The organism is Paenibacillus sp. FSL K6-1217 (assembly GCF_045040735.1).
GTDB lineage: Bacteria > Bacillota > Bacilli > Paenibacillales > Paenibacillaceae > Paenibacillus_AQ.
Genome location: NZ_CP150271.1, coordinates 4,424,906 through 4,446,640, shown reverse-complemented (window position 1 = coordinate 4,446,640; position 21,735 = coordinate 4,424,906). Strand labels below are relative to the sequence as shown.

The window sequence follows — 21,735 nt, the reverse complement described above, 5'->3', positions numbered from 1 at the left end:
CCCATGCCGGTGTTAAGATGGACAAGAAGGGACGGTGGGAACATCATGTTAAAGAAAAGTACTGCGGCCTTTATGATCGTCGCGGCACTGCTGTGCGGCAGTCTGCTGACCCTCGGCGTGACCGGTTATGTGCAGGTATTCGGACAAGCTGCAGGTGAAGGGCTGGCAACGGTCCTGCAGACTGCCGGACTACAGGAGAAGGAATCGAAGAAGCTGGGCACCGCTCTCAGTCTGATCGAGGGCAATTATTATGAGAAGGTGGACCGGGAGAAGCTCATTGACGGTGCGGTCAACGGAATGATGGAAGCACTGGGCGACCCGTACTCCAACTACATGGGCAAGGAGACGGCACAGCGGTTCGAGGAGAGCATCGAAGGCTCCTTCTCGGGGATTGGCGCTGAGGTGTCCTCGGACAACGGCAAGGTCGTTGTGGTGTCACCCATCAAGGGCTCACCTGCAGAGAAGGCCGGTATTCAGGCCAAGGATGTAATCCTCTCCGTGAACGGTGAATCGCTGGAAGGGCTGGAGCTGAATGCAGCTGTAGCCAAAATCCGCGGACCCAAGGGCAGCAAGGCGACCCTGAAGGTTCAGCGTACCGGAACACCGCAGCCGCTGCAGTTCGTCATTACCCGTGATGATGTCAGACTGGAGACGGTCTATGCGACGATGGAGAAGGAACATGTGGGTGTCATCGAGGTGACGCAATTCTCGCAGAACACCTCGGAGCGCTTCAAGGAAGAGCTGACCAAGCTGGAGAAGCAGGGCATGAAGGGGCTCGTTATTGATGTCCGCAATGACCCGGGCGGTGTGCTGCCGGTCGTCATTGAGATGGTCGAGCAGTTCGTACCGAAGGGCAAAGCCATTGTACAGGTGGAGGACAAGAACAAGCGGCGCGAGATCAGCACCTCGAAGGGTTCAAGCAAGAAGTATCCGGTAGTTGTGCTGATGAACAAAGGCAGCGCAAGCGCATCGGAGATCATGGCCGGAGCTCTGCAGCAATCTGCCGGAGCCAAGCTGATCGGGGAGAATTCGTTCGGCAAAGGAACCGTCCAGACCAGCTTCGAGGAGCAGCTCGGTGACGGAAGCCTGCTGAAGATTACGATTGCCAAGTGGCTGACGCCTGACGGCACCTGGATTCACGGCAAAGGCATTAAGCCGGACATCGCCGTCGCCCAGCCGGATTACTTCTCGGTGGCGCCGATCAACAAGAGCGTTACGCTGCAATATAATATGAACAATGCAGATGTCAAAAGTGCCCAGACTATGCTGGGCGGGCTAGGCTATAAGCCGGGCCGCAAGGACGGCTATTTCGATGCCGGGACCAAAGAGGCAGTCAAGAAATTCCAGAGCACAGCCAAGCTGAAGACGACAGGCGCAATTGATGCCAAGACCGCTGAAGCACTGGAGCTGGCGCTGATCAAGGTCATCCAGAACCCGGTGAATGACAATCAGCGGAATAAGGGGATCGAAGAGATTCAGAAGGAAATCAAGGCTGCGGCGTCGAACAAGTAAGAAGGCTGATTTCAGCCTTCTTTTTTTCTTTAAAAGATAAGAATTTACATGCTTCGCGCTATAATTATCCTTATCTTTCTCGCTGAAACGGTACCGTCTTTAAAAGGACGGCAATACCGTTTCCACTTGCAACAAAAGGATTACCTATGCTCTAGGCTATGAAAAGGAGTGTGCGAACCGTTGAATGTCCTTCCGGAGCTGCTGAACAGCTGGGGCACGGCAGTCCTTCATCTGCTGATGCAGCCCTATTACTATATTGCTATTCTATTTATTGCCCTATATTACCGCAGGCAGGTCGCCCTGGAGCGGAAGCTGATCCATGTGAAGCTGCATAGCTGGGGACCGGAGACCTGGCGGACCGTGTGGACCGGCGGACTCACGGGGCTGGTTGTCTCCCTTGCTGCGGTTGCGCTGGGAGTGTCAGTGACCTATACGGCTGTAGCCTGTATCTGGGTGGTCAGTCTTGTATTAATACTCTTTCGGGTGCGTTATTTATGCTTTGCGTATGCCATAGGCGTGCTTGGCATCGTGCAGTTTGTACTGTCGTTCTTCCCGGGCGCGCTGCAGAGCGGAGCTGCCGGAACAGTTGCCGGTGCCGTGCGGGAGATGGACATCCCGGCACTGCTGGCGCTCGCCGCGCTGCTCCACTTGGCCGAGGCGGTGCTGGCGCGCTGGCAGGGGCCCCGGCTGGCGACGCCGCTGTTCCTGGCCGGCAAGCGCGGCAAGGTGGTGGGCGGCTACCAGCTGCAGGCCTTCTGGCCGCTGCCGCTGTTCGTGCTGATTCCCCCCGGAGCGGGAATCAGTGAGCTGCCGTGGCATCCGCTGCTGGGCGGAGCCTTGGGCCTGGTCTCGCTGCCGGTCATCATCGGCTTCAGCGAGATGACCCAGGGCATGCTGCCCGGACGCAAGGCGGCCCGTACGTTCGGACGGCTGCTGGTCTACAGCGCCGTCCTGCTCGGCCTCAGCCTGCTTGCGGACCTATGGAGCCCGCTGACTGTTGTCGCGGCGCTCACGGCCCTTCTGCTGCACGAAGGGTTAAGCTGGTACAGCGCTCTGGAGGAGCGCAGCCTTAGCCCCGTCTTCGTGCATCCCCCGGCCGGCCGCAAGGTGCTGGCCGTGCTGCAGGGCAGCCCCGCGCAGGAGCTGGGCATCCTGCCGGGCGAGATTCTGCTGAAGGTCAACGGGGTCCTGTTGACCAGCACGGCGCAGCTGCATGAGGCGCTGCGCATGAACCCCGCGTTCTGCAAGCTGGAGGTGCAGAACCGCGAAGGCGAGAGCAAGTATCTGCAGCGCGCGATCTATGCCGGGGACCATCATCAGCTCGGCATCATTCTGGTGCCGGACCCCGATGGCAGCCTAACGGCAGAGACCAAGCCGTCCAGCATCTTCAGTATCATCGGGATGCGGACAGGCACCCGGCAGCGGGGAGTGCAGGGCGACCGGCTGGGCCGGGCGAAGAAGACGCCGCCCGCAGCAGAGGTCAAGCAGCAGGAGTCTAGCGGTATCTGACGGAAGAGTATCAACGTAAGTGTTCCCGCTAGCGGCTGCTGGTATAGAAACATCAAAAGCCCGTTCCTTCTGAACCAAGTTCAGGGGAGCGGGCCTTTTTACGTTCTGATCCGGTGACCTTCGCAACCTTCATGTGTCAGGAGTGCCTTCTTGCTCCGCGTTGCAGAAAGGGTCTGTTAAAATCTCACCCGTTCTCCCGCTCCGTCTTCAGATACAGAATAGCGATTTGTGTCCGGTCGCGTACGCCGAGCTTGCTGAGAATGTCGGTAATATAGTTTTTGACGGTGCCTTCGCTCAGGAACAGCTTGGCGGCGATCTCCTTGTTGGTGAGTCCCTCGGCGATGGAGGTAACGACTGCCTGCTCGGACCTCGTCAGGCCATAGGAAGCAAGCGGCTGTGCCTCTGGGGCATCCTGACGCGAGGAAGGCTGGAGGAAGCCGGCCAGCTTATGGGCGATCCCGGGATGAATGAGCAGGTTGCCCTCATATACGGTCTTGATGCCTTGAATGATCCGGTCCGGGGGAATGTTCTTCAGCAGATAACCGCTGGCCCCGCCGCGCAGAGCCTCTATAATATACTCGTCATCGTCGAAGGTGGTCAGCATCAGGACGGCTACGGACGGATAAGCATTTTTGATCAGCCGTGTACCTTCTACCCCGTCACATCCCGGCATCCGAATATCCATAAGGACAACATCCGCTCCACCGGGCAGCTCCCCCAGCAAAGAGAGGGCCTCCCGGCCATCCCCTGCGGTTCCCGCTACTTCGATTCCGGCATCCAGCCCGATCAATACCTTCAGGCTCTCGCGGATAAAAGAATCGTCGTCAACAATCAATACTCTAATCATGGTCCGGCACCTCCTTATCTTTGAATATTCTCCCGCTGTCCGTCCCCGGCTGACTTGATGAATGTGTGCAATCTCCCCGCGTGGCTTCATCTCTTGTAAGACTAATATAGGAAGCTAAGGGATGCGGTATAACGGGGAGCTGCATGGCGTGGGGATATAGTTGGACAGCGGATCATCCCGTCCCGGCTCAGCGCGCCAAATACCCCTCCGGCTGCCGGTACACCGGCAGCCGCGTGATGACCGTGAACTGCGGCTGCAGCCGCAGCTCCAGCGTTCCGCCAATCAGGACACTGCGTTCGGTCATGCCCTTCAGGCCCATTCCGCCGCCATGATGCAGCTTGTGCAGGGGGTCTTCCTCCGGCAGCCTGCCGTTATTTCCGGCTTCCATACTAACCTCATGATCGGTATAGGTTAAGCTGATCCAGACCGAATCGGCTTTGCCGTGCCGCAGCGCATTAGTGATGGCCTCCCGGGCATTGGTGTACAGCACCACCTGAAGGCTCGGATAGAGCGGATAAGGAATTCCTTGCACGGTATAGGAGGTAGCGATGCCGGTATCCCGGCCTACCTCCTCCAGCAGCCGGTCCAGCGCATAAGCCCCCTCAAGCTGCGGGGTATGGTTAATCCGCTTCAGTGCCGCACGCATATCCTCCATACTGCCCGAGAGCTGATCCCGGATCTGGTGCATCATTTGCAGTCCCGTGTCCGGTGCCGAGGGGAGGGTGTGGATGGCCGCTTCGGTCATCATTTTGACCCGGATCAGCCGGTGGCCGATGTCATCATGCAGCTGGCGGGCGATCCTCACCCGTTCCTCAGCCTGCGCGGCCACCTCGATGTGCGAGGTGAACTGGAGCAGCCTTGCGCGGGCCTCTTCCAGCTCGAAATGCTTTTTGCGCAGCTCATCATAGAGAGATAAGGTGTCGGTACGGCCGCGCCCGGCCCGGAGCAGCAGCAGATTCAAGCCGGCACACAGCAGAACGGTGAGGTTCGTGAACACAAGCAGGGCCGGGGCCGTATGAAGGAAAGCGGCATTCAGCAGAGCCAGATGAATACAGAAGAAGGCCAGGGCAGTGTTCTTCTGCTGCAGCCGGGTGTAGGAGATCACCGCCGACAAGGCCGGAAATACCATCAGCAGGCCATAGTTGTAACAGAGCCACGCGGTAACGATCAGCTCCATGCCCCCTGTCAGCACCGAAAAGCGCCGTGACAGCCTGGCACCCAGGGTTGCTAACAGCAGTAACAGCAGGAAATGCAGCGTGAACCGGTCATAGTCGGCGTATTCATAGACATACACGGAGAGGATGGCCGGAATGATAAGGAGTCCGTAACGCAGCAGAATCAGTTCTCTGGTCAAGTAAGCTCATCCTTTTTCAAGAAAATATTAAGATTAAGAATGTATAGGTTTCACAAGATAGCTTGTTCTTCTCTTCTTCTCAGGTATCTCCATCTTAGCATAACAGCGCTGCCCTTCAGGAGATGACTTTGGTCACCTCCGGGTGATGACCTTTGGTACCTTCGCTCCTACCTGCCCTGCAGTACAATAAGAATACGAGAATGAAGGAACAGGGGGGCATCGGCAATGGCACTTGCAGTACTGAGCGATGTAGTGAAGAGGTATGACGGCAAGCTGATTGTGGATCACGTGAATTTCAGTATACAGGAAGGCGAAATCTTCGGCCTGCTGGGCCCGAACGGTGCCGGAAAAAGCACGACCATCAGCATGATCTGCGGACTGCTTCAGGCCGACAGCGGCGACATTATCATCGACGGGCTATCCGTAAGGGAGCGGCCGCTTGAGGTCAAGAAGCGCATCGGGCTTGTCCCGCAGGAGCTGGCGTTATATGAGAACATGTCGGCAACCGATAATATTAGCTTTTTCGGCAGGCTCTATGGGCTGCGCGGCCAGCTGCTGAAGGAGCGGACCCGGGAGGCGCTGGAGTTCACCGGCCTTCTCGACCGGGCGAAGGATAAGCCGTCCACCTTCTCGGGAGGGATGAAAAGACGGCTGAATATCGCCTGCGCCATCATGCACAGACCGCGCCTGATTATTATGGATGAGCCTACGGTCGGCATTGATCCGCAGTCGCGCAATCATATTCTCGAATCCGTGAAAGCCTTGAACAAGATGGGATCGTCTGTGATCTATACCAGCCATTATATGGAGGAGGTAGCTGCGATCTGTGACCGGGTGGCCATTATGGACCAGGGGCATATCATTGCCTGCGGTACGGAGAACGAGCTGCGAGAACGGGTGGCCCATGAGGAGAAAATCGTTGTGAAGGCAGCGGGCATCACCCCTGCCTTAGTGAACGAGCTTAAGCAGCATCCCCGGATCAGCCGGGTGGAAGCTGTGCCGGATGCGGTAGAGCTGTATCTTCCCTCCTCGCAAAGTGCGCTGCAGGATATTCTTTTTATTTTCTCCAAGCACGAAGGGGTTATTGCCTCGCTGAATATTGAAGAGCCGGATCTGGAGACCCTGTTCCTGAGTCTGACCGGCCGGACCTTGCGGGACTAGAGAGGAGGAATCGGTGTGAATATCTGGATCATTATGGGATTTGAGCTGCGCAGACAGCTCCGCTCACGCACGCTGCTGCTCAACATGTTCCTGCTGCCGCTGGTGCTGATCTTCCTGCTGGGCGCTTCGCTCTCCGGGGTCGTGGGGGTACAGGAAGCGGATGAGATTCACCCTGTCCGTGTAGCTGTGGTGAATAATGGAGGCGGGGGGACGGAGCCTTCGGCTATCATTACGGCCTTTCTGGAGACGCCCGAAGTGAAGGGGCTGATGATTCCGGTCCAGGCGGAGAGCCGTGCAGCGGCAGAGAGCGGGCTGCGCACCAGCAAATATGCCTATGGGGTTATTGTACCTGCGGGCTTCGACCGGGAAGTGCAGAGCGGCAAGAAGGTGAGCCTGGAATTCATTCTCGGCAAGAGCCATTCCGATAACATAGTCGCCGGAACAGCCTTCGACAATCTGCTGCTGGAGCTGAATTACAAGCAGGCGGCAGCCGTTACCCTTGGACCGCAGGCGCTTGCAGCTTCTTCGGCACCCGCCGGGAAGCCGGGAGTGGTGCTGGGGGATCTGAACAATGGCGGCAAGACTTACTCGGCAGCCCAGTTCTATGCGGTGTCCATGCTGTTGATGTTCCTCATGTACAGCGGACTGACCGTAATAGCCTCGCTCTATGGCGATAAAGAGAACCATACGCTGTTCAGAATCCAATCCATGCCGGTACAAGATTCGCAGCTATTCATCGGCAAAATGCTGGGCGTTGGCCTGGTCAGCATCCTGCAGTGCCTCACGATCATTCTGCTCTCCGCCTGGCTGTTCGGGGTCTACTGGGGCAACCGCCCGGGACTGCTGCTGCTGTTCTGCCTGCTGATGATCATCGCCTCGATGACGCTGTCCGTGCTGGTCTGCCTCTTCAGCCGGTCCTCGGCAACGGCAACGAATATCATTAATATCCTGGTGGTTGTGATGACCTTCGCCAGCGGCGGGATGGCGCCGCTTCCCGATTCCTGGGTGAACAGTGTCGGAGTATTCACGCTTAATCACTGGGTACAGCAGGCGTTCATCCGTATGATGCTGCATTCAAGCCTGGAGCAGCTTCTGCCGAATCTGTGGGTGATGTGCTTCATCAGCGCGGCTCTGTTCGCGGCAGTGATTGTCTCATACCGGAAGGTGGGCTACCATGGATAAAATAGTGATTATTGCCTGGAATATGGTCAGACGAAGTATTGGCACCGTCAAAGGGATGGTGATCTTCATCCTGCTTCCCGCCGTAGTGGTGGCAGGGATCATCTCCCTTACCGGAGGGATGGGAGAAGGGCCGGCAACCGTGTTATATGCCAATGCGGATACGGGCGCAGCCGGCAGACATTTGATTGCGGAGCTTGAGCAGGCCGGAGAATACAAGTTCGAGCCGCGTACGGGCGAGGCCGCTTTGAAGGAAGCGACAATTAAGCAGGAGGGAATAGTGGGGGTGTTGATTCCTGCCGGATACACTGCCGCCTTGATGGCGGGGGAGCAGCCGCAGATCCGCATCTATGAGCTGCGGGCAAGTGAAAGCTCGGTCATGATGAAGATGAAGATCACCGCCACTGCCGCTAATATTGCCGAAGCTGCGCATACCGTTACTGCCGCAGGCGGAGGAACAGGCGATCAATTGACGCAGCTCGCAGCTGTGCTGAAGCAGGCCGAGCAGCATAACGTGGGCAGCACACGCACCGATTATGATTTGTATCCGCGCCAGACGCTCGGCGTCATTACGGGCCTGACGCTGATGTTCCTGATGGCGCTGGTGACCAGCTCCGTCTCCCGGATCACGGATGACCGCAGAGGGCGTACCATGATGCGCATGTTCAGCGCTCCGGTCCGTTCTTATGAAATTGCGCTCGGCAACTTCCTGGGCAGCGCTCTTGTAGGGATGATTCAGATCACGGTGGTGCTGGTCCTGGGAAAATGGGTGCTCCGCTACGATTATCAGCTGCCGCTGCTTCTCTACTTCCTTGTTCTGGCCGCCTTCATGCTGGTATCGATGGGGATAGCCAGCACCGTTGCAGGCCTGATCCGCAATCCGCGTAATGCGGGGATGCTGAATTCGCTGATCCTTACACCGACCTGCATGCTGGGGGGTTGCTTCTGGCCCGTCTCCATCATGCCAGAATATATGCAGAAGCTGGCCAATTTTACACCGCAGAAATGGGCGATTCAAGCGGTGGACATTGCCGCCACCGGCGGCGGCTGGAATGAGCTGTGGCTGCCGTTTGCGGTCTTAGGCCTGATGGCTGCCGTCCTGCTGGCGATCGGCTCTGCCATTCTCCGTCCGAACGAGGCGGGAATCAGCGCCTGAACCTTGTACCTTATCTTTGATGTCAGCGAGTGTCCCAATCAGACATATTCAAACCTCATTAATATGTGATATGATCGGATCAAAGGATTATATGACAGGGGGAGACGAGGATGGGCAGCAACAAACTGGCTTGGACCTGGACGGTGAAAGAGGAAAACTTAGAGGAATACGTGCAGATGCATCTGAAGCCATGGCCGGAGATACTGGAGGAGCACCGCAAGGCGGGCTTCCGCAACTATTCTATTTTTCAGAACGGCAACCAGTTCTTCTATTGCTTCGAATGTGAGGATACGGAGGCGGCATTCGCCTACATCGCCGGAAGTGAAGCCTGCAACCGCTGGAATGCGATCACCTCGAAGATGGTCGAGGGCTCCTTTGATTTCAACGATGCGGTTCCGATGGTGCCGCTGCGCGAGGTCTTTTATCTGGAGTAGCCCGGTTTACAGCCAGGATCATTGGAGCTATTTTGGAGACAAGCGTTTGAGACCAACAATTCATAGTGATTGGCGGCCCGGCTGATCCTGTGACTATTTTTTAACGGAAAAAAGACAATATCTAAACGTGTGGGCAGTGATTACCTTCTATAATGGGTTGTACTCAAAAAACGATTAGAGGGGAATGAGTCCAATCCGGTCTACACTTAGAATACGGGCAGCAGGTGCGCTCCTGTCCCTTGGCCTGCTGCTGGGGTGCAGCAGTCAAGCTGCATCCGGCACAGCTACTCCGGCGGCAGAATCGACAGCCGCCGCTTTGTCTCATTCTGCGGCACCTACTCCAACTGCTTCACCAGCAGCCCCGGAAACTGCTTCCGCAGTGACCCCGGCAGCTCCAGCAGGCCTCACAAGCCAGTTTCCCTTGAAGGGGATCGCCGGCTCTGTGATTGTCGATTCCTTGAATGAGAAAGGAACCATCCGCGCCAGAAGCGCAGCTGGACAAGGCGAGCTGCTGATGATCGCAAGCGGCCCGGAGGAGCGGGGGCATCTGAATGTGCCCAGCAATGACGGCCTCGAAGGGGATCAGACCTATCAGGCCGATTACTCCATCGTGTACCGGGAAGGGAAGCAGGATCAGGTATTGCTTAAGCTGCCTGCCTTCTTGTTCGTTCAGCCGTCAGACCGTGTCCTGGAGTTCGCCGCAGTCAGCTTCAAGGGGGCAGAGGTATACCTGCTTGCTCCCCAATATAAATCGGGACATGGGCTCGTTGCTTATGCCTTCGCTATGGACAAAGGAAGCGGAGAAGTCTTCCCCTTGTCCTTCAAGCAGGGAGAATACGTACACGATACACTGGTCTACTCCGAGATTCAGCCCGCGCCTGCCAACCAGAATGAACAGTTAGCTGTACACTCGCCTGAGGGTGCCGGGACCGACCCGGAGCTGAAGCCGCAGATGTATGAGCTGGACCTAGATAAGCGGCAATTTGTTGCGCAGTAGAACGAAGTAGAGTAAAACCTCCCTTGTATCTGGAGTTTTTCTTCCAGGTAACCAAGGGAGGTTTTTTGTATAATAAGCCGCTGAAATCAAAAGGGAAGGAATTCGGGTGGCTGGCGGAGCTGATTTCAGCGAACATACGCCAAAACGGGCAAGTGAAGTGCATTAGTACCCCTGAATTCACTGGATACCGACCAATTGGACAAATGAAGTGCACTAATGCACCTGAAATCCCCGAATGTTAGTCAAACCAGTAAATGAAGTGCACTAATGCACCTGAAATCCCCAAATGTTAGTCAAACCAGTAAATGAAGTGCACTAATGCACCTGAAATCCCCGAATGTTAGTCAAACCAGTAAATGAAGTGCACTAATGCACCTGAAATTCCCAAATGTGCGCCAAACCAGCAAATAAGGTGCACTTCTGCACCTCATTCACCTATCCCGGCTACCGTCAGCTCCCCCTCTCCCGCCGGCCCGCCGCAAGTAAGCGGCGGACTGCCATACCGCCCATTGCCCACTCGCCACATCGCCATACCGCCACATTACCCACTCGCCACATCGCCACCCCTCAGTTCCCCGTACTCTCATACCGGGACAACCCGTACCGGAAGACCCCGTAAGCCGCCGCCGCACTTCCTACAGCCGCGACAGGGGCGAGCAGCCACCAGCCGGAGCAGCCGCTTTTGCCGAAAATATAGGTTGCCGGATAGAAGCTGATGAACGCATAGGGCAGCACCGTGGAAATAAAGATGCGGACCGCCTGCGGAAACAGGGTAATCGGGTATTTGGCGAGATCGGACAGATTATGCACCATCAGCGGGAACGCATTCCCTGCATTGCGAATCCAGAAGGCCGCCGAGTTGCCCATGAGATTAATCGCTACCCGGATAATGACCGCAGTGACGAATAACAGGATCAGAATGGCGGCCTTACCCGCTGTCCAGTGGATGGGGCTGTGCACAAGCGACTGCCAGATGATGACCCCGCCGATAAGCAGATTGCCCAGCCCGTTAATTCCGATCCCTGTGCAAAATACCTGAAGAACAACCGGCACCGGCCGCAGCAGATAACGGTCCAGCTCGCCTGTGTTGACCAGCCTGCCCAGCCGCCAGCTGCCCTCGAAGAACAGCGAACCCGCCCCCTCCGTCAGGAAGATCATGGCGTACATGAAGGTAACCTCCCAGAACTGCCAGCCCTGAATATCCGGAATCCGGTCATAGATCACCCACAGGAACACGAATCCCAGTACCTGCGTCAAGGCCGCCGAGCACATCAGGATATAAAAGTCTTTATTGTATTCCAGAATCGCCTTAAGCTGCTGCACATACAGCCTTCTATAGAGATAGAGCATTCGAGATAATTTCATTCTACGTCCTCCTTCCGCCTTCCGCCTTAGCCTCCATGAATGGTCACCTGGCGGATCGCCCAGTTCCACATGGCTTTGCCTGCCATCCAGAGTCCTGCCCCCCAAAAAAGCTGTAGGCCGATCAAGCGCAGACTCTCCCCGGTATCCGCCTGCTGCAGGAAGATCATCGTCGGTGTATGAATGATGGCCTGGAAGGGCAGCAGCAATGCCAGCTTTTCCAGCCAGTCCGGGAAGAAGGCCAGCGGCACCAGTGCGCCCGACAGCAGGTTGGTGAGCGCAATCCGCGTCCAGACAATCCCAAGGGACCCCGTCGACCAGAAGCATAGCAGGGCAGCCAGATAGACCACGCCGAATTTGACTACCACCGCGCAGAGCAGACTGACCGCAAACAGCAGATAGACGATCAGCGAGTGGGGAAAGGTAACTCCGGTAAGGAAGGTAGCGAACAGAATCAGCATTACCGTACTGATAGCCCCCTCCAGCAGACTTGCACCCAAGGTCTCAGCGAACCGGGCCGTCTGGAAATCAATCGGCTTCAGCAGATCCATCGCGACGCTGCCGTCCAGAATTTTGCCGGAGATAGCGGTCTCGGAATACCAGGACAAGACGGAATTGGCCAGGAAGGTTAGGAGCAGATAGGTTTTCATCTGATCCCAGGAGTAGCCGCCCACCGCCTCGCGTCCGCCATAAATTCCCTGCCAGAGGAAGAAGATCGCCACCAGATTAATCGAATTCGCAAGTATATTAATGATATAAGTGTTCCGGTAGGCCATCACATTCTGCAGGGAGCGGTTGGCGATGCTTCTGTATTTGTTAAGCCGGGCTGCTGTCATCATGGTGCTCCTGCCCCCTAATTCCCCGGTTCTCGTTCAGGTCCAGATGCCCGTCATAGACAGCCTTAATGACCTGCTCAATGTGGGTATCCTCCATGCGGAAATCGAGAACCTCCCCGTGCTTCATCACCCGGCTGACCACTTCACTGGCGGTATATTCATATCTGTCAAAAGAGACCGAGAACTCCTGGCTGCTCCCTTGCTCCAGCTTCAGCCCGGGCGTCTGCTCCAGCAGCCGGTACAATTCCGGCACCCTGGAGCGCATTTGGAAGAAGATGACGCGGTTCTTGGCAAAACGGGCCTTGACCTCGCTCAGCGTACCGTCATAAATAATCGCGCCGTGATCGATAATCACCAGCCGCTTGCACAGATCCTCAATGTCGCCCAGATCATGGGTCGTCAGCATCACGGTCGTCTGCTGCTCCTGGTTGATCTGCTTGATGAACCCGCGGATCTTCTCCTTCACGGATACATCCAGGCCAATCGTCGGCTCATCGAGATACAGGATCGGCGGATTGTGCAGCAGGGCTGCGGCCAGATCGGCGCGCATGCGCTGCCCCAGCGAGAGCTTCCGCGCCGACAGGTGGATGAATTCGCTCATCCCGAGCATTTCGGTGAACAGGTCCATATTCTTCCTGTAGAGGGCATCTGGAATCTGATAGATATCCTTCAGCAGCGAGAAGGACTCGGCAATCGGAATATCCCACCACAGCTGGGTGCGCTGCCCGAAGACTGCGCCGATCTGGGCGGCGTTTTCCATTCTTTTGCGGTACGGATTGATCCCGTTCACCGAGATACTCCCGGAGGAAGGCATCAGAATGCCGGTCAGCATCTTGATGGTGGTCGATTTACCGGCACCATTCGGTCCTACGTAGGCCACCGTCTCCCCCGCTTCAATGCTCAGATCCAGCGGCTTGACCGCCACCTTCTCAATATGCCGGGGCAGGAACAGATGCTTGACCGCCCCTTTGAGGCCGGGCTCCTTCACCGCCTGCATGAAGGACTTGCTCAGCCCTCTGGCTTCAATCATACTCAAGTTGAACCCTCCTGATTTTTATTTTGAAAGCGCTCCCGCAGATGGCTGCGGCTGTAAATTTCTGCATCCTCAGCGGCCTAAAAGCCGTAAGAGTAAATATATCACTGTCCAGATGTCGAAAACTATCGGTTTAGGTCGATTAGGCAAAAAAACGGCAACTCCCGGATCACCTACACTAACCGGGAGTTGCCGCTACGCTTAAGGAGAGACCGGACGGCGAAGCCTACCAGCAGGGGCAGCGCCAGCTGAACCTCAAGCCTCCAGTCTACAGCGTAGAGGTCTACGAGGTTAATTTGCTTCAATAATACATATACCACGTTATAGAAGAGGAATGAGCAGCTGAAGGTGAGCAGAGGAATCAGATGCAGCGCCCTTTTATTCTGCAGCAGCCGGTATCCCGCAAGGGTCAAGAGTGTGTAGCTGGCCATGATGAACAGGGCATAATTACTGCCGAAGCGCAGGAACGATACCATGGCGGTAGCCAGATTGAGAGCAACCGATAGATAGCCGATGCGAAGCATGTCGAACCTCCTGGAATGTTGTAGAAATATGGGTGAACATATTTCTACATTTTACAGCGCTAACGCGGGGATTTACAGATCCAATACTGAATGTTCATTATTCCGTAATTGTATGTTATAATGCTTTCTTTTAAAATCGGTTATATAAGAAATGGTAAAAATGGAGGGATCGTTCGTGACAATCTTTAATCAATCAAGAGCATGGAGTATGCCTGGGGATTTGGAAGCAAGCGAGCTTGAAGCCTTCCGGCCGCTGAACGCAGCTGAGACTGAACTGAATGGCGGGATGTCCGCGGCGGGTTCTTCGGAAGAACCCAAGGAGCATATCTATCATAGAGCTATGATCTCATCGATACGCAGTGAGATGAACAAATTAAGCCAGCTGCTCTCCATTCCTTATGTGGTGTTCCTGACAGACAAGGCGGGGACCATTCTGGAGCTGGTCTATTCTTCTTCGGATACGCAGACTGAGATGGAGCAGGCGGAGCTGCGGCCGGGGGTCAGCTTATGCAGGCAGCAGGCGGGAATGAATGCCGTATCGCTGGCGATGGAGATGAATCGCATCGGGGTCGTGCGGGGACCGGAGCATACGGATCAGACCTTCCGGGACTGGAACTGTGTATGCGCTCCGCTGCAGGACCATGATACCGTTTACGGGTATGTTGACATTTCTTTTCATAGAGGAGAGCCTATTGAATTCGCCATTCCGTTCGTGCAGCAGATTGCCGAGAATATCATGGAGAAGTGGATGGAGAAGAACCCGGAGATGCAGCAGTATCGGCTGGAAGCTACGCTCTTGGAATATAAGCTGACCGCACGGGAGCAGGAGGTAGCGAGGCTGTGGCTGCTGGAGAAAAGCGCGCTGCACATCGGGAGCGACCTGGGGATCAGCGAAGGCACCGTGCGCAATATGCTGAAGAGCATCTATAGTAAAATGCGGGTGAATGACCGCTTCCAGTTCGTGAAGCGTCTTACGCCGTAGCCGGGCAAGTCCGTATTCGGATACATATAAAAGATAGCCGGGTCAGCGATACGGATGTATCGCTGACCCGGCTATTTGAAAATATAAGAATTGATATATTTCACGCTACAAATTATCCTTCTATTTCTCGCCAAAACGGTACCGTCCTTTAAAAGGACAGCAAAGCCGTTTCCACTTGTTTGCCTTAGAAGCCTGGCTTCTAAGGCGTAAGGGTTAACCGCAGGAGCAGTTCAGTACCGGCTTACGCGCGGCCTGCGTCTCATCCAGGCGGCTGATCTCTGTGGTATGCGGTGCATTGATGACAATCTCCGGGGTCTCCTCAGCTTCCTTGACAATTCGGATCATCGTCTCAATGAAGCCGTCAAGCGTCTCCTTGCTCTCGGTCTCGGTCGGCTCAATCATCATGCATTCCTCTACCGTCAGCGGGAAGTAGACCGTTGGCGGATGATAGCCGAAGTCGAGCAGCCGTTTGGCTACATCCAGCGTACGTACACCATATTGCTTAAGGTTCTTGCCGGACATGACGAATTCATGCTTGCAGACGCCCGGGAAGGGAATCTCGAAGTAAGGAGCCAGCCGGTGCATCATATAGTTGGCGTTCAGCACGGCGTTCTCGGAGACCTCGCGCAGTCCGTCCGGACCGTAGGTTCGGATATAGGCGTAGGCACGGACGAGAATCCCGAAGTTGCCGTAAAAGGCTTTGACGCGGCCGATCGATTCCGGCCCGCCGCAGTCCAGCGTGAAGCTGCCATCCTCGTTCTGCGCCACCGTAGGCTGCGGCAGGAACGGGATCAGCTTCGCCTTCACACCGACCGGTCCGGCTCCCGGCCCCCCGCCGCCGTGCGGCGTACTCATCGTCTTGTGCAGGTTGAGATGCACCACATCGAAGCCCATATCGCCCGGGCGGGTGATGCCCATAATGGCGTTGGAGTTCGCTCCGTCATAATAGAGCAGGCCGCCCGCTTCATGGACAATCGCGGCGATCTCGACGATCTGTGTCTCGAACAGTCCGAGGGTGCTCGGGTTCGTCAGCATCAGCGCGGCGGTGTCGCTGCCGACCGCTGCCTTCAGTGCTTCGAGATCGACCATTCCCTTGTCGTTGGAGGGGATGGTCACGGTGTCGAGTCCTGCGGCTGCGGCGCTCGCCGGGTTGGTGCCGTGCGAGGAATCCGGCACGATGACCTTGGTGCGGACTTCACCGCGGCTCTCATGATAGGCGCGGATCATCATCAGGCCGGTCCACTCCCCGTGGGCTCCGGCAGCAGGCTGCAGGGACACGGCATCCATGCCGGTCAGGCCGGCGAGATCCTTTTGCAGCGTGTACATCAGCTCAAGCGCACCCTGAATGCTCTCTTCTGGCTGGTACGGATGAATCTTGGACAGGCCGGGGAAGCGGGCGACATCCTCGTTGATCTTCGGGTTGTACTTCATCGTACAGGAGCCGAGCGGATAGAAGCCGTTATCGACTCCGAAGTTGCGGCGGGACAGGGCGGTATAGTGGCGGATAACATCCACTTCCGATACCTCCGGCAGCACGACCGGTTCACTGCGCAGCAGACCTTCGGGAAGAAGTGTGTCAAGGCTTTCGTCCTGCGGCACATCACACAGGGGCAGGGAGTAGGCCGAGCGGCCGGGACGGCTTAATTCAAAAATCAGACTTTGTTCCGGTTTCATAGACAGCCCTCCAGTGCGCTTGCGAATTCGTCAATTTCGGTCTTGCTTCGTTTCTCCGTTACGGCAACCAGCATATGTCCGGCCAGCTCGGGATAATCCCGGCTTAAGTCATAGCCGCCCAGATAGCCTTCCTTCAGCAGCCTGGAGTTAACTGCACTCACACTGCTGCCCTCCGGGAGCTTCAGGACAAATTCATTGAAGAACGGGGCAGTGAAGATGCGCTCTGCGCCGGTGATTTCAGCCAGCCGCCCTGCGGCGTAGTGGCTCTTGCGGATGTTCAGCTCACCAACCTCGCGCATGCCTTCCTTACCCATCACGGACAAGTAGACGGAAGCGCACAGCGCTAAGAGCGCCTGATTGGAGCAGATATTCGAGGTCGCCTTCTCACGGCGGATATGCTGTTCGCGGGCTTGCAGCGTCAGCACGAAGCCGCGCTTGCCATTCCGGTCCACCGTCTGGCCGACGATCCGGCCCGGCATCCGGCGCATGAGCGGCTCAGCCACCGCGAAGAATCCGCAGGTCGGGCCGCCCAGTGACGCGGCGATCCCCAGCGGCTGCGCGTCGCCGACTACGATGTCTGCACCAAGTCGTCCGGGGGACTCCAATACGCCAAGCGCAATGGGGTTCGCGCTGACCACAAGCAGTCCCTTGACCGCATGGATCAGCGGCTCAATCTGGCGCAGATCCTCAATACCGCCGAAGAAGTTGGGGGACTGGACCAGAACAGCAGCGGTATCGCTGTCGATGGCTTCGGCCAGCTTGGCGAGATCCGTTACTCCGTCAGCATAGTCAATCTCTACAATTTGCAGGCCCCAGGCGTTGGCGGAGGTACGCAGCACCTGACGCGCTTCCGGGTGAACCGTACGGGAGACAATCAGCTTCTTGCGTTTGGTGGCACCTGCGGCCAGCACAGCCGCTTCGGACAGGGCCGTTGAGCCGTCATACATGCTGGCATTGGCGACCTTCATCCCGGTCAGCTCACAGATATAGGACTGGAATTCAAAGATGGCCTGAAGCTCGCCCTGGCTGATCTCCGGCTGATAGGGGGTGTAGGCGGTATAGAATTCCGAACGCGAAATCACATGGTTGATCACGACCGGAACATGGTGGTCATATAATCCGGCGCCGAGGAAGCTGGTGTGGGTGTCGAAATCGGCGTTCTTGTCTGCGAGCCCCTTCATATGGCGAAGCAGTGCGTATTCGTCCAGGGCGCCGGACATCGGCAGGGTCCCCTGGTAACGGACAGACTGCGGAATATCGGCGAACAGCTCATCGATAGACTGGATGCCTACGGTCTCCATCATTTCTGCGCGGTCTTGCTCGGTCATAGGCAGATAGCGGTGCTTCATTGCGGCTTCACTCCTTGGCTTCTTTTGTAGAATGGGGCTTTGATGACGGCAGCCTTGAGCTGCTTGCCGCGAATCTCCACGTACACCTCTGTGCCGATCTCCGTATAGGCAGCGTCCAGCAGGGCGAGTCCGAGATTCCGCTTCAGGGTCGGGGACTGGGTACCGGTGGTGACTTCACCGATCTTCACTCCGTCCGCGAATACGGGGTAGTGGGAGCGGGGAATGCCGCGGTCGATCATCTCCAGGCCCACAAGACGCCGGGGCAGACCGGCTTGCTTCTGCTTCAGCAGGGCGTCACGGCCGATGAAATCGCCTGCATCCAGCTTCACGAAGAACTGGACACCGGCTTCAAGCGGCGTAATCTCCGCCGACAGCTCCTGGCCGTACAGCGGCAGCTTAGCTTCGAAGCGGAGCGTATCGCGTGCGCCGAGTCCGGCAAGCGTCAGGCCATGCGGAGCGCCTGCGGCCAGCAGGCCGTTCCAGAGTGCTGCTGCAGTATCTGCGGGAGCATACAGCTCGAAGCCGTCTTCGCCGGTATATCCGGTACGGGAGAGCAGGACGGTGACGCCGCAAACTTCAGCGTGTTCGATGAAGTGGAACGGCTTAAGCTCTGTTAGAGGCGCCTCTGTGACCTGGGCCAGAATCGTCTCCGCCAGCGGTCCCTGCAAAGCGAGCAGTAGGGTCTGGTCCGAGATATTCTTCAGGGTGACACCGCTGAATTCAGCGGTAAGATGCTCCAGCAGCCACTGGAAGTCCTTGTCGATATTCGACGCATTGACGACAAGCATGTAACGCTCCTCCCCCAGCCGGTATACGAGCAGATCGTCCACCACTCCGCCGCTTGGATAGAGCATGAGAGTATACTGCGCCGCGCCGTCTTCCAGGCGGCTGACATCATTGGTGGTCATTCTCTGGAGGAAGGCTTCAGCGCCCTCTCCGGTAACCATGAATTCCCCCATGTGGGATACATCGAACAGTCCGGCCCGTTCACGGACGGCTTCATGCTCCTTCACGATGCCCGTGAACTGCACCGGCAGCTCCCAGCCGCCGAAATCAATACATCTGGAATCCGCATAAGCGGCATAGAGATCATAAAAAGGCGTTCTTCTCAAAGCTTCCATCTCGTCACTCCCTTGGTCTGGTTACATACGAAAAAGGACAGGCGAAAGCCATTATGCACGCATGCATAAATGGACTTTCGCTCTGTCCTTTGTACCTGAGAGTTACCCTGCCGCTTCTGGTGCAGGTTTCCCCGTTGGTGATCCGTGCGGCCTATGCTGCAGGCCTGGATGCTCTCCAGAGATGCGTCCGGCAAAGGTCCTTTTGCCTGAGAGATTCACCCATCCCGGGCTTACTCCTTCGGCGCTGTCTTCCTGTGAGACAGTCTCTCCCTATGCCATCATTCGCCAACCATATGTTTTTCTGCTGACTCCATTAAACCGGGTAACCCTCCGCCCTGTCAATCAAAAAAACGTCAAAAAGTTGACAAATTTAATTTTACTGTCAGTTATATTGACATTCGGCAAGCCGATAACTTAGGCTATAACTAAATTTAGAACTCCAACTACGGAAAAGAGGCGGCTTGGAAATGAGTGAAGTGCTTGACAACCTGCTATACAGCGAAGAGCATGAATGGGCACAGCAGGGCGAGGGACGTGTAGTACGTGTAGGGATTACGGACCATGCGCAGCATCTGCTGGGCGATATCGTGTTTGTCGAATTCCCGGAGGTCGGCGCGGCGATCTCCGCAGGCGACAGCGTAGGCAGTATCGAATCCGTGAAGACGGTATCGGAGCTGTATTCCCCTGTATCAGGTAAGGTGACCAAGATCAACGATGCGCTGGAGGCCAGCCCGGAGCTGATCAACGATCAGCCGTACGGAGGCGGATGGATTTTTGAGCTGGAGCTGGACGCTGAGTTCGCAGAGGCCGTAACCGGCTTGCTGGATGCGGCTGCGTACAAGGAACTGGTTGGCGAGTAAGAGTTAGCATATTTGCGAAAGCGGCTGTTAATACGGCAGACTTCTCTTTGTTACATTAGATGTTACTAATGTGAGAGGTCTGTCTTTTTGCGTCTATAGGCTATTCCTTCTCCTGAAGCTGCCGCAGCACAATCAGTTCAACCCGGCGGTTCCGCTGCTTGCCCTCGGCGGTTGTATTATCGTAAGCAGGCCGGGTATCGGCATAACCCGCGTACTGGAAGGTAGCAGGGCTCAGCCCCTCTTTATCCAAAAAGAAGCGTAGGACAGAGAGGGCACGGGCACCGGAAAGCTCCCAGTTGTCCCTGTAGACTGATCCTGGGGTGACGGGAACATTGTCGGTGTGGCCTTCGATGCTGATGGTCGCGCCGATGCCGCGGAACAGGCCGGAGAGCTGGCGCAGTGCAGGGAGGGCAGGCGATTTCAGCTCCGCTTGGCCCGCATCGAACAGGAACCGGTCACTCAGCGTGATGGCAATGCCCTGCGGCTTGTCTGCAACGAAAATCTGTTCCCCCAGGTTATTCTCCTCCACGTACTGGGTGATGACACCCATAAGCGCAGCCAGCTTCGCCTCCTGTTCACGAAAAGCAAGCTCGCGCGCCGACGGCTCGTGTGAAGCCCCATCGCCCTCTTGTCCGGTTGCAGGATTATCTGCCCCGGCTCCATTTCCCCCGTTCGCATTCACAGAGCCTGGAGCAGAAGGACCGCCAGCGGTGCCACTGTCTTCATTATGGTCCTTCGATACATCCGTTCCGGTGATTTCCTGATTGCCCTCCAGCACGCCGCTTCCGCCCTCCAGCACTGCACTCCCGCTTTTGAAGGTATCCGATAAGGAGCCGCTCACAATGGCATATTTCTGCGAATCCAGGCTGCTCATGGCATACAGAATCACGAAGAAAATAAGCAGAAGTGTGATCAGATCCGCGTAGGTAATCATCCAGCGGTCCCGGCTCTCATTGCCTGCGGCGGCGCGGGGCTGCCGGCGGTTTCTTTGTCTCATAGCGGGTCCCCCGGGCTGGTACCGGTGCTGCGCTTAGGGGCGTCTGCCAGGAAGGGAGCCAGCTTTTGGCGGACCAGATGCGGGTGATCCCCGTTCTGCAGGGACAGAATGCCGACAAGCAGCATCTCCATGGTCCCGAGCTCACTTTGGCTGCGGGATTTGATTTTGGAGGCAATGGGTAAAAAGATAAGATTGGCGCTGGCTACGCCATAGAGCGTGGCTGTAAAAGCTACGGCAATGGACGCGCCCAGATGGGAAGGGTCCGTTAAATTGCTGAGTACCCGGATCAGCCCCATAACGGTGCCGATAATCCCCATGGTGGGTGCGTACCCGCCGGCGGCTTCGAATATTTTGGCATAGCCTTCATATTTCAGTTCCTTGGCATCCATCCCAAGCTCCAGGATCTGCCGGACCTGATCAGGGTCATTGCCGTCGACGATCAGAAACAGGCCTTCACGGGTGAAGGGATCGGGATGCTCCTCCGCCCGTTTCTCCAGAGCGAGAACGCCGCCGCGCCGCGTGAGGGCAGCCATGGCGATCAGCTCCTCAGCTTGTTCCCGGCTGGTATCCCGCTGTCTGCCAAAAGCCAGGCGGAGCGCCGCCGGAATGCTGCGGAGCTTGGACGCCGGGAAGCTGACGAGTACCGCCGCCAGGGTGCCGCCGAACACGATCAGGGCTGCATTGGGCTGCAGCAGGCCTTCGATGCTGCCGCCTTCCCACAGAAAGCCGCCAATCATAGCGGCAATCCCGGCCAGCAGGCCGATAATTGTAGTGAAATCCATAAGTTCAGGCTCCTTAAATTTCTATATATTATGGTTTGCAACAGTCTGGGCAACGCTGTATAATAA

Annotated in this window: 20 protein-coding genes and 1 riboswitch; of the genes, 9 read left to right on the top strand and 11 right to left on the bottom strand. The window is 56.5% G+C overall.

Annotation, left to right across the window (positions count from 1 at the left end):
• Positions 1–45: 45 nt before the first annotated feature.
• Together MHH28_RS19640 and MHH28_RS19635 are read left to right on the top strand one after the other, a co-directional pair.
• Positions 46–1,512, top strand: a complete 1,467-nt coding sequence (locus MHH28_RS19640; RefSeq protein WP_405104718.1) for a S41 family peptidase — start codon at positions 46–48, stop codon at positions 1,510–1,512.
• Positions 1,513–1,692: 180 nt separating this feature from the next.
• A complete protein-coding gene (locus MHH28_RS19635; protein ID WP_405104716.1) occupies positions 1,693–3,021 on the top strand; it encodes a PDZ domain-containing protein in 1,329 nt (442 codons plus the stop codon).
• Between the two features lie 184 nt (positions 3,022–3,205).
• Here the strand turns inward: MHH28_RS19635 and MHH28_RS19630 are convergent, their stop codons facing one another.
• Both MHH28_RS19630 and MHH28_RS19625 read right to left on the bottom strand, forming a co-directional pair.
• Entirely contained in the window at positions 3,206–3,868 is a 663-nt protein-coding gene (locus tag MHH28_RS19630) for a response regulator (protein WP_405104714.1), read from the bottom strand.
• 187 nt (positions 3,869–4,055) lie between these two features.
• Positions 4,056–5,222 (bottom strand): sensor histidine kinase, encoded by a 1,167-nt coding sequence (locus MHH28_RS19625; protein ID WP_405104712.1) that lies wholly within the window; start codon positions 5,220–5,222, stop codon positions 4,056–4,058.
• A gap of 225 nt (positions 5,223–5,447) precedes the next feature.
• On the opposite strand from MHH28_RS19625, the gene MHH28_RS19620 reads away from it, so the two are divergent.
• The 5 genes from MHH28_RS19620 (at position 5,448) to MHH28_RS19600 (ending at position 10,149) form a co-directional block, all read left to right on the top strand.
• Positions 5,448–6,383, top strand: coding sequence for an ABC transporter ATP-binding protein (locus MHH28_RS19620; RefSeq protein WP_405104710.1), 936 nt, complete (start codon positions 5,448–5,450; stop codon positions 6,381–6,383).
• Positions 6,384–6,398: 15 nt separating this feature from the next.
• Complete coding sequence (locus MHH28_RS19615) at positions 6,399–7,565, top strand: ABC transporter permease (protein ID WP_405104708.1); 1,167 nt, start codon at positions 6,399–6,401, stop codon at positions 7,563–7,565.
• Complete coding sequence (locus MHH28_RS19610; protein WP_405104706.1) at positions 7,558–8,718, top strand: ABC transporter permease; 1,161 nt, start codon at positions 7,558–7,560, stop codon at positions 8,716–8,718. The genes MHH28_RS19615 and MHH28_RS19610 overlap by 8 nt, the downstream gene beginning before the upstream one ends.
• Positions 8,719–8,828: 110 nt before the next feature.
• A complete protein-coding gene (locus MHH28_RS19605) occupies positions 8,829–9,152 on the top strand; it encodes an L-rhamnose mutarotase (protein ID WP_405104704.1) in 324 nt (107 codons plus the stop codon).
• A 184-nt stretch (positions 9,153–9,336) separates the two neighbouring features.
• On the top strand, positions 9,337–10,149 hold the full coding sequence (locus MHH28_RS19600; protein WP_405104703.1) for a hypothetical protein: 813 nt from the start codon (positions 9,337–9,339) through the stop codon (positions 10,147–10,149).
• Positions 10,150–10,716: 567 nt separating this feature from the next.
• Here the strand turns inward: MHH28_RS19600 and MHH28_RS19595 are convergent.
• From MHH28_RS19595 to MHH28_RS19580, 4 genes are all read right to left on the bottom strand, one after another.
• The gene (locus MHH28_RS19595; protein WP_405104701.1) at positions 10,717–11,514 is read right to left on the bottom strand and encodes an ABC transporter permease; all 798 of its coding nucleotides are present in this window, start codon (positions 11,512–11,514) and stop codon (positions 10,717–10,719) included.
• Between the two features lie 26 nt (positions 11,515–11,540).
• A complete protein-coding gene (locus tag MHH28_RS19590) occupies positions 11,541–12,350 on the bottom strand; it encodes an ABC transporter permease (protein ID WP_405104699.1) in 810 nt (269 codons plus the stop codon).
• Complete coding sequence (locus MHH28_RS19585; RefSeq protein ID WP_405117183.1) at positions 12,328–13,377, bottom strand: ATP-binding cassette domain-containing protein; 1,050 nt, start codon at positions 13,375–13,377, stop codon at positions 12,328–12,330. Before MHH28_RS19585 ends, MHH28_RS19590 begins: the two co-directional genes overlap by 23 nt.
• A gap of 176 nt (positions 13,378–13,553) precedes the next feature.
• Positions 13,554–13,904: a hypothetical protein gene (locus MHH28_RS19580; RefSeq protein ID WP_405104697.1), complete on the bottom strand. Its 351-nt coding sequence runs from the start codon at positions 13,902–13,904 to the stop codon at positions 13,554–13,556.
• A 175-nt stretch (positions 13,905–14,079) separates the two neighbouring features.
• Between MHH28_RS19580 and MHH28_RS19575 the strand changes: the two genes are divergently transcribed.
• Entirely contained in the window at positions 14,080–14,886 is an 807-nt protein-coding gene (locus MHH28_RS19575; RefSeq protein WP_405104695.1) for a LuxR C-terminal-related transcriptional regulator, read from the top strand.
• A 213-nt stretch (positions 14,887–15,099) separates the two neighbouring features.
• Here MHH28_RS19575 and gcvPB read toward each other — a convergent pair whose 3' ends face one another.
• The 3 genes from gcvPB to gcvT are packed head-to-tail and all read right to left on the bottom strand — an operon-like array spanning position 15,100 to position 19,030.
• Complete coding sequence (gcvPB, locus tag MHH28_RS19570) at positions 15,100–16,560, bottom strand: aminomethyl-transferring glycine dehydrogenase subunit GcvPB (RefSeq protein WP_405104693.1); 1,461 nt, start codon at positions 16,558–16,560, stop codon at positions 15,100–15,102.
• Positions 16,557–17,909, bottom strand: a complete 1,353-nt coding sequence (gcvPA, locus tag MHH28_RS19565; RefSeq protein ID WP_405104692.1) for an aminomethyl-transferring glycine dehydrogenase subunit GcvPA — start codon at positions 17,907–17,909, stop codon at positions 16,557–16,559. The genes gcvPB and gcvPA overlap by 4 nt, the downstream gene beginning before the upstream one ends.
• The gene (gene gcvT, locus MHH28_RS19560) at positions 17,906–19,030 is read right to left on the bottom strand and encodes a glycine cleavage system aminomethyltransferase GcvT (RefSeq protein ID WP_405104690.1); all 1,125 of its coding nucleotides are present in this window, start codon (positions 19,028–19,030) and stop codon (positions 17,906–17,908) included. The genes gcvPA and gcvT overlap by 4 nt, the downstream gene beginning before the upstream one ends.
• A gap of 184 nt (positions 19,031–19,214) precedes the next feature.
• A riboswitch (glycine riboswitch) is annotated at positions 19,215–19,312 on the bottom strand.
• Positions 19,313–19,497: 185 nt separating this feature from the next.
• On the opposite strand from gcvT, the gene gcvH reads away from it, so the two are divergent.
• Positions 19,498–19,890 carry a glycine cleavage system protein GcvH gene (gcvH, locus tag MHH28_RS19555; RefSeq protein ID WP_405104688.1) on the top strand — a complete coding sequence of 131 codons (393 nt, stop codon included), beginning with the start codon at positions 19,498–19,500 and terminating at the stop codon, positions 19,888–19,890.
• Between the two features lie 100 nt (positions 19,891–19,990).
• On the opposite strand, the gene MHH28_RS19550 is transcribed toward gcvH, so the two are convergent.
• Positions 19,991–20,887: a flagellar motor protein MotB gene (locus tag MHH28_RS19550; protein ID WP_405104687.1), complete on the bottom strand. Its 897-nt coding sequence runs from the start codon at positions 20,885–20,887 to the stop codon at positions 19,991–19,993.
• Positions 20,884–21,669: a flagellar motor protein gene (locus tag MHH28_RS19545; RefSeq protein ID WP_405104685.1), complete on the bottom strand. Its 786-nt coding sequence runs from the start codon at positions 21,667–21,669 to the stop codon at positions 20,884–20,886. The genes MHH28_RS19550 and MHH28_RS19545 overlap by 4 nt, the downstream gene beginning before the upstream one ends.
• Positions 21,670–21,735: the final 66 nt, after the last annotated feature.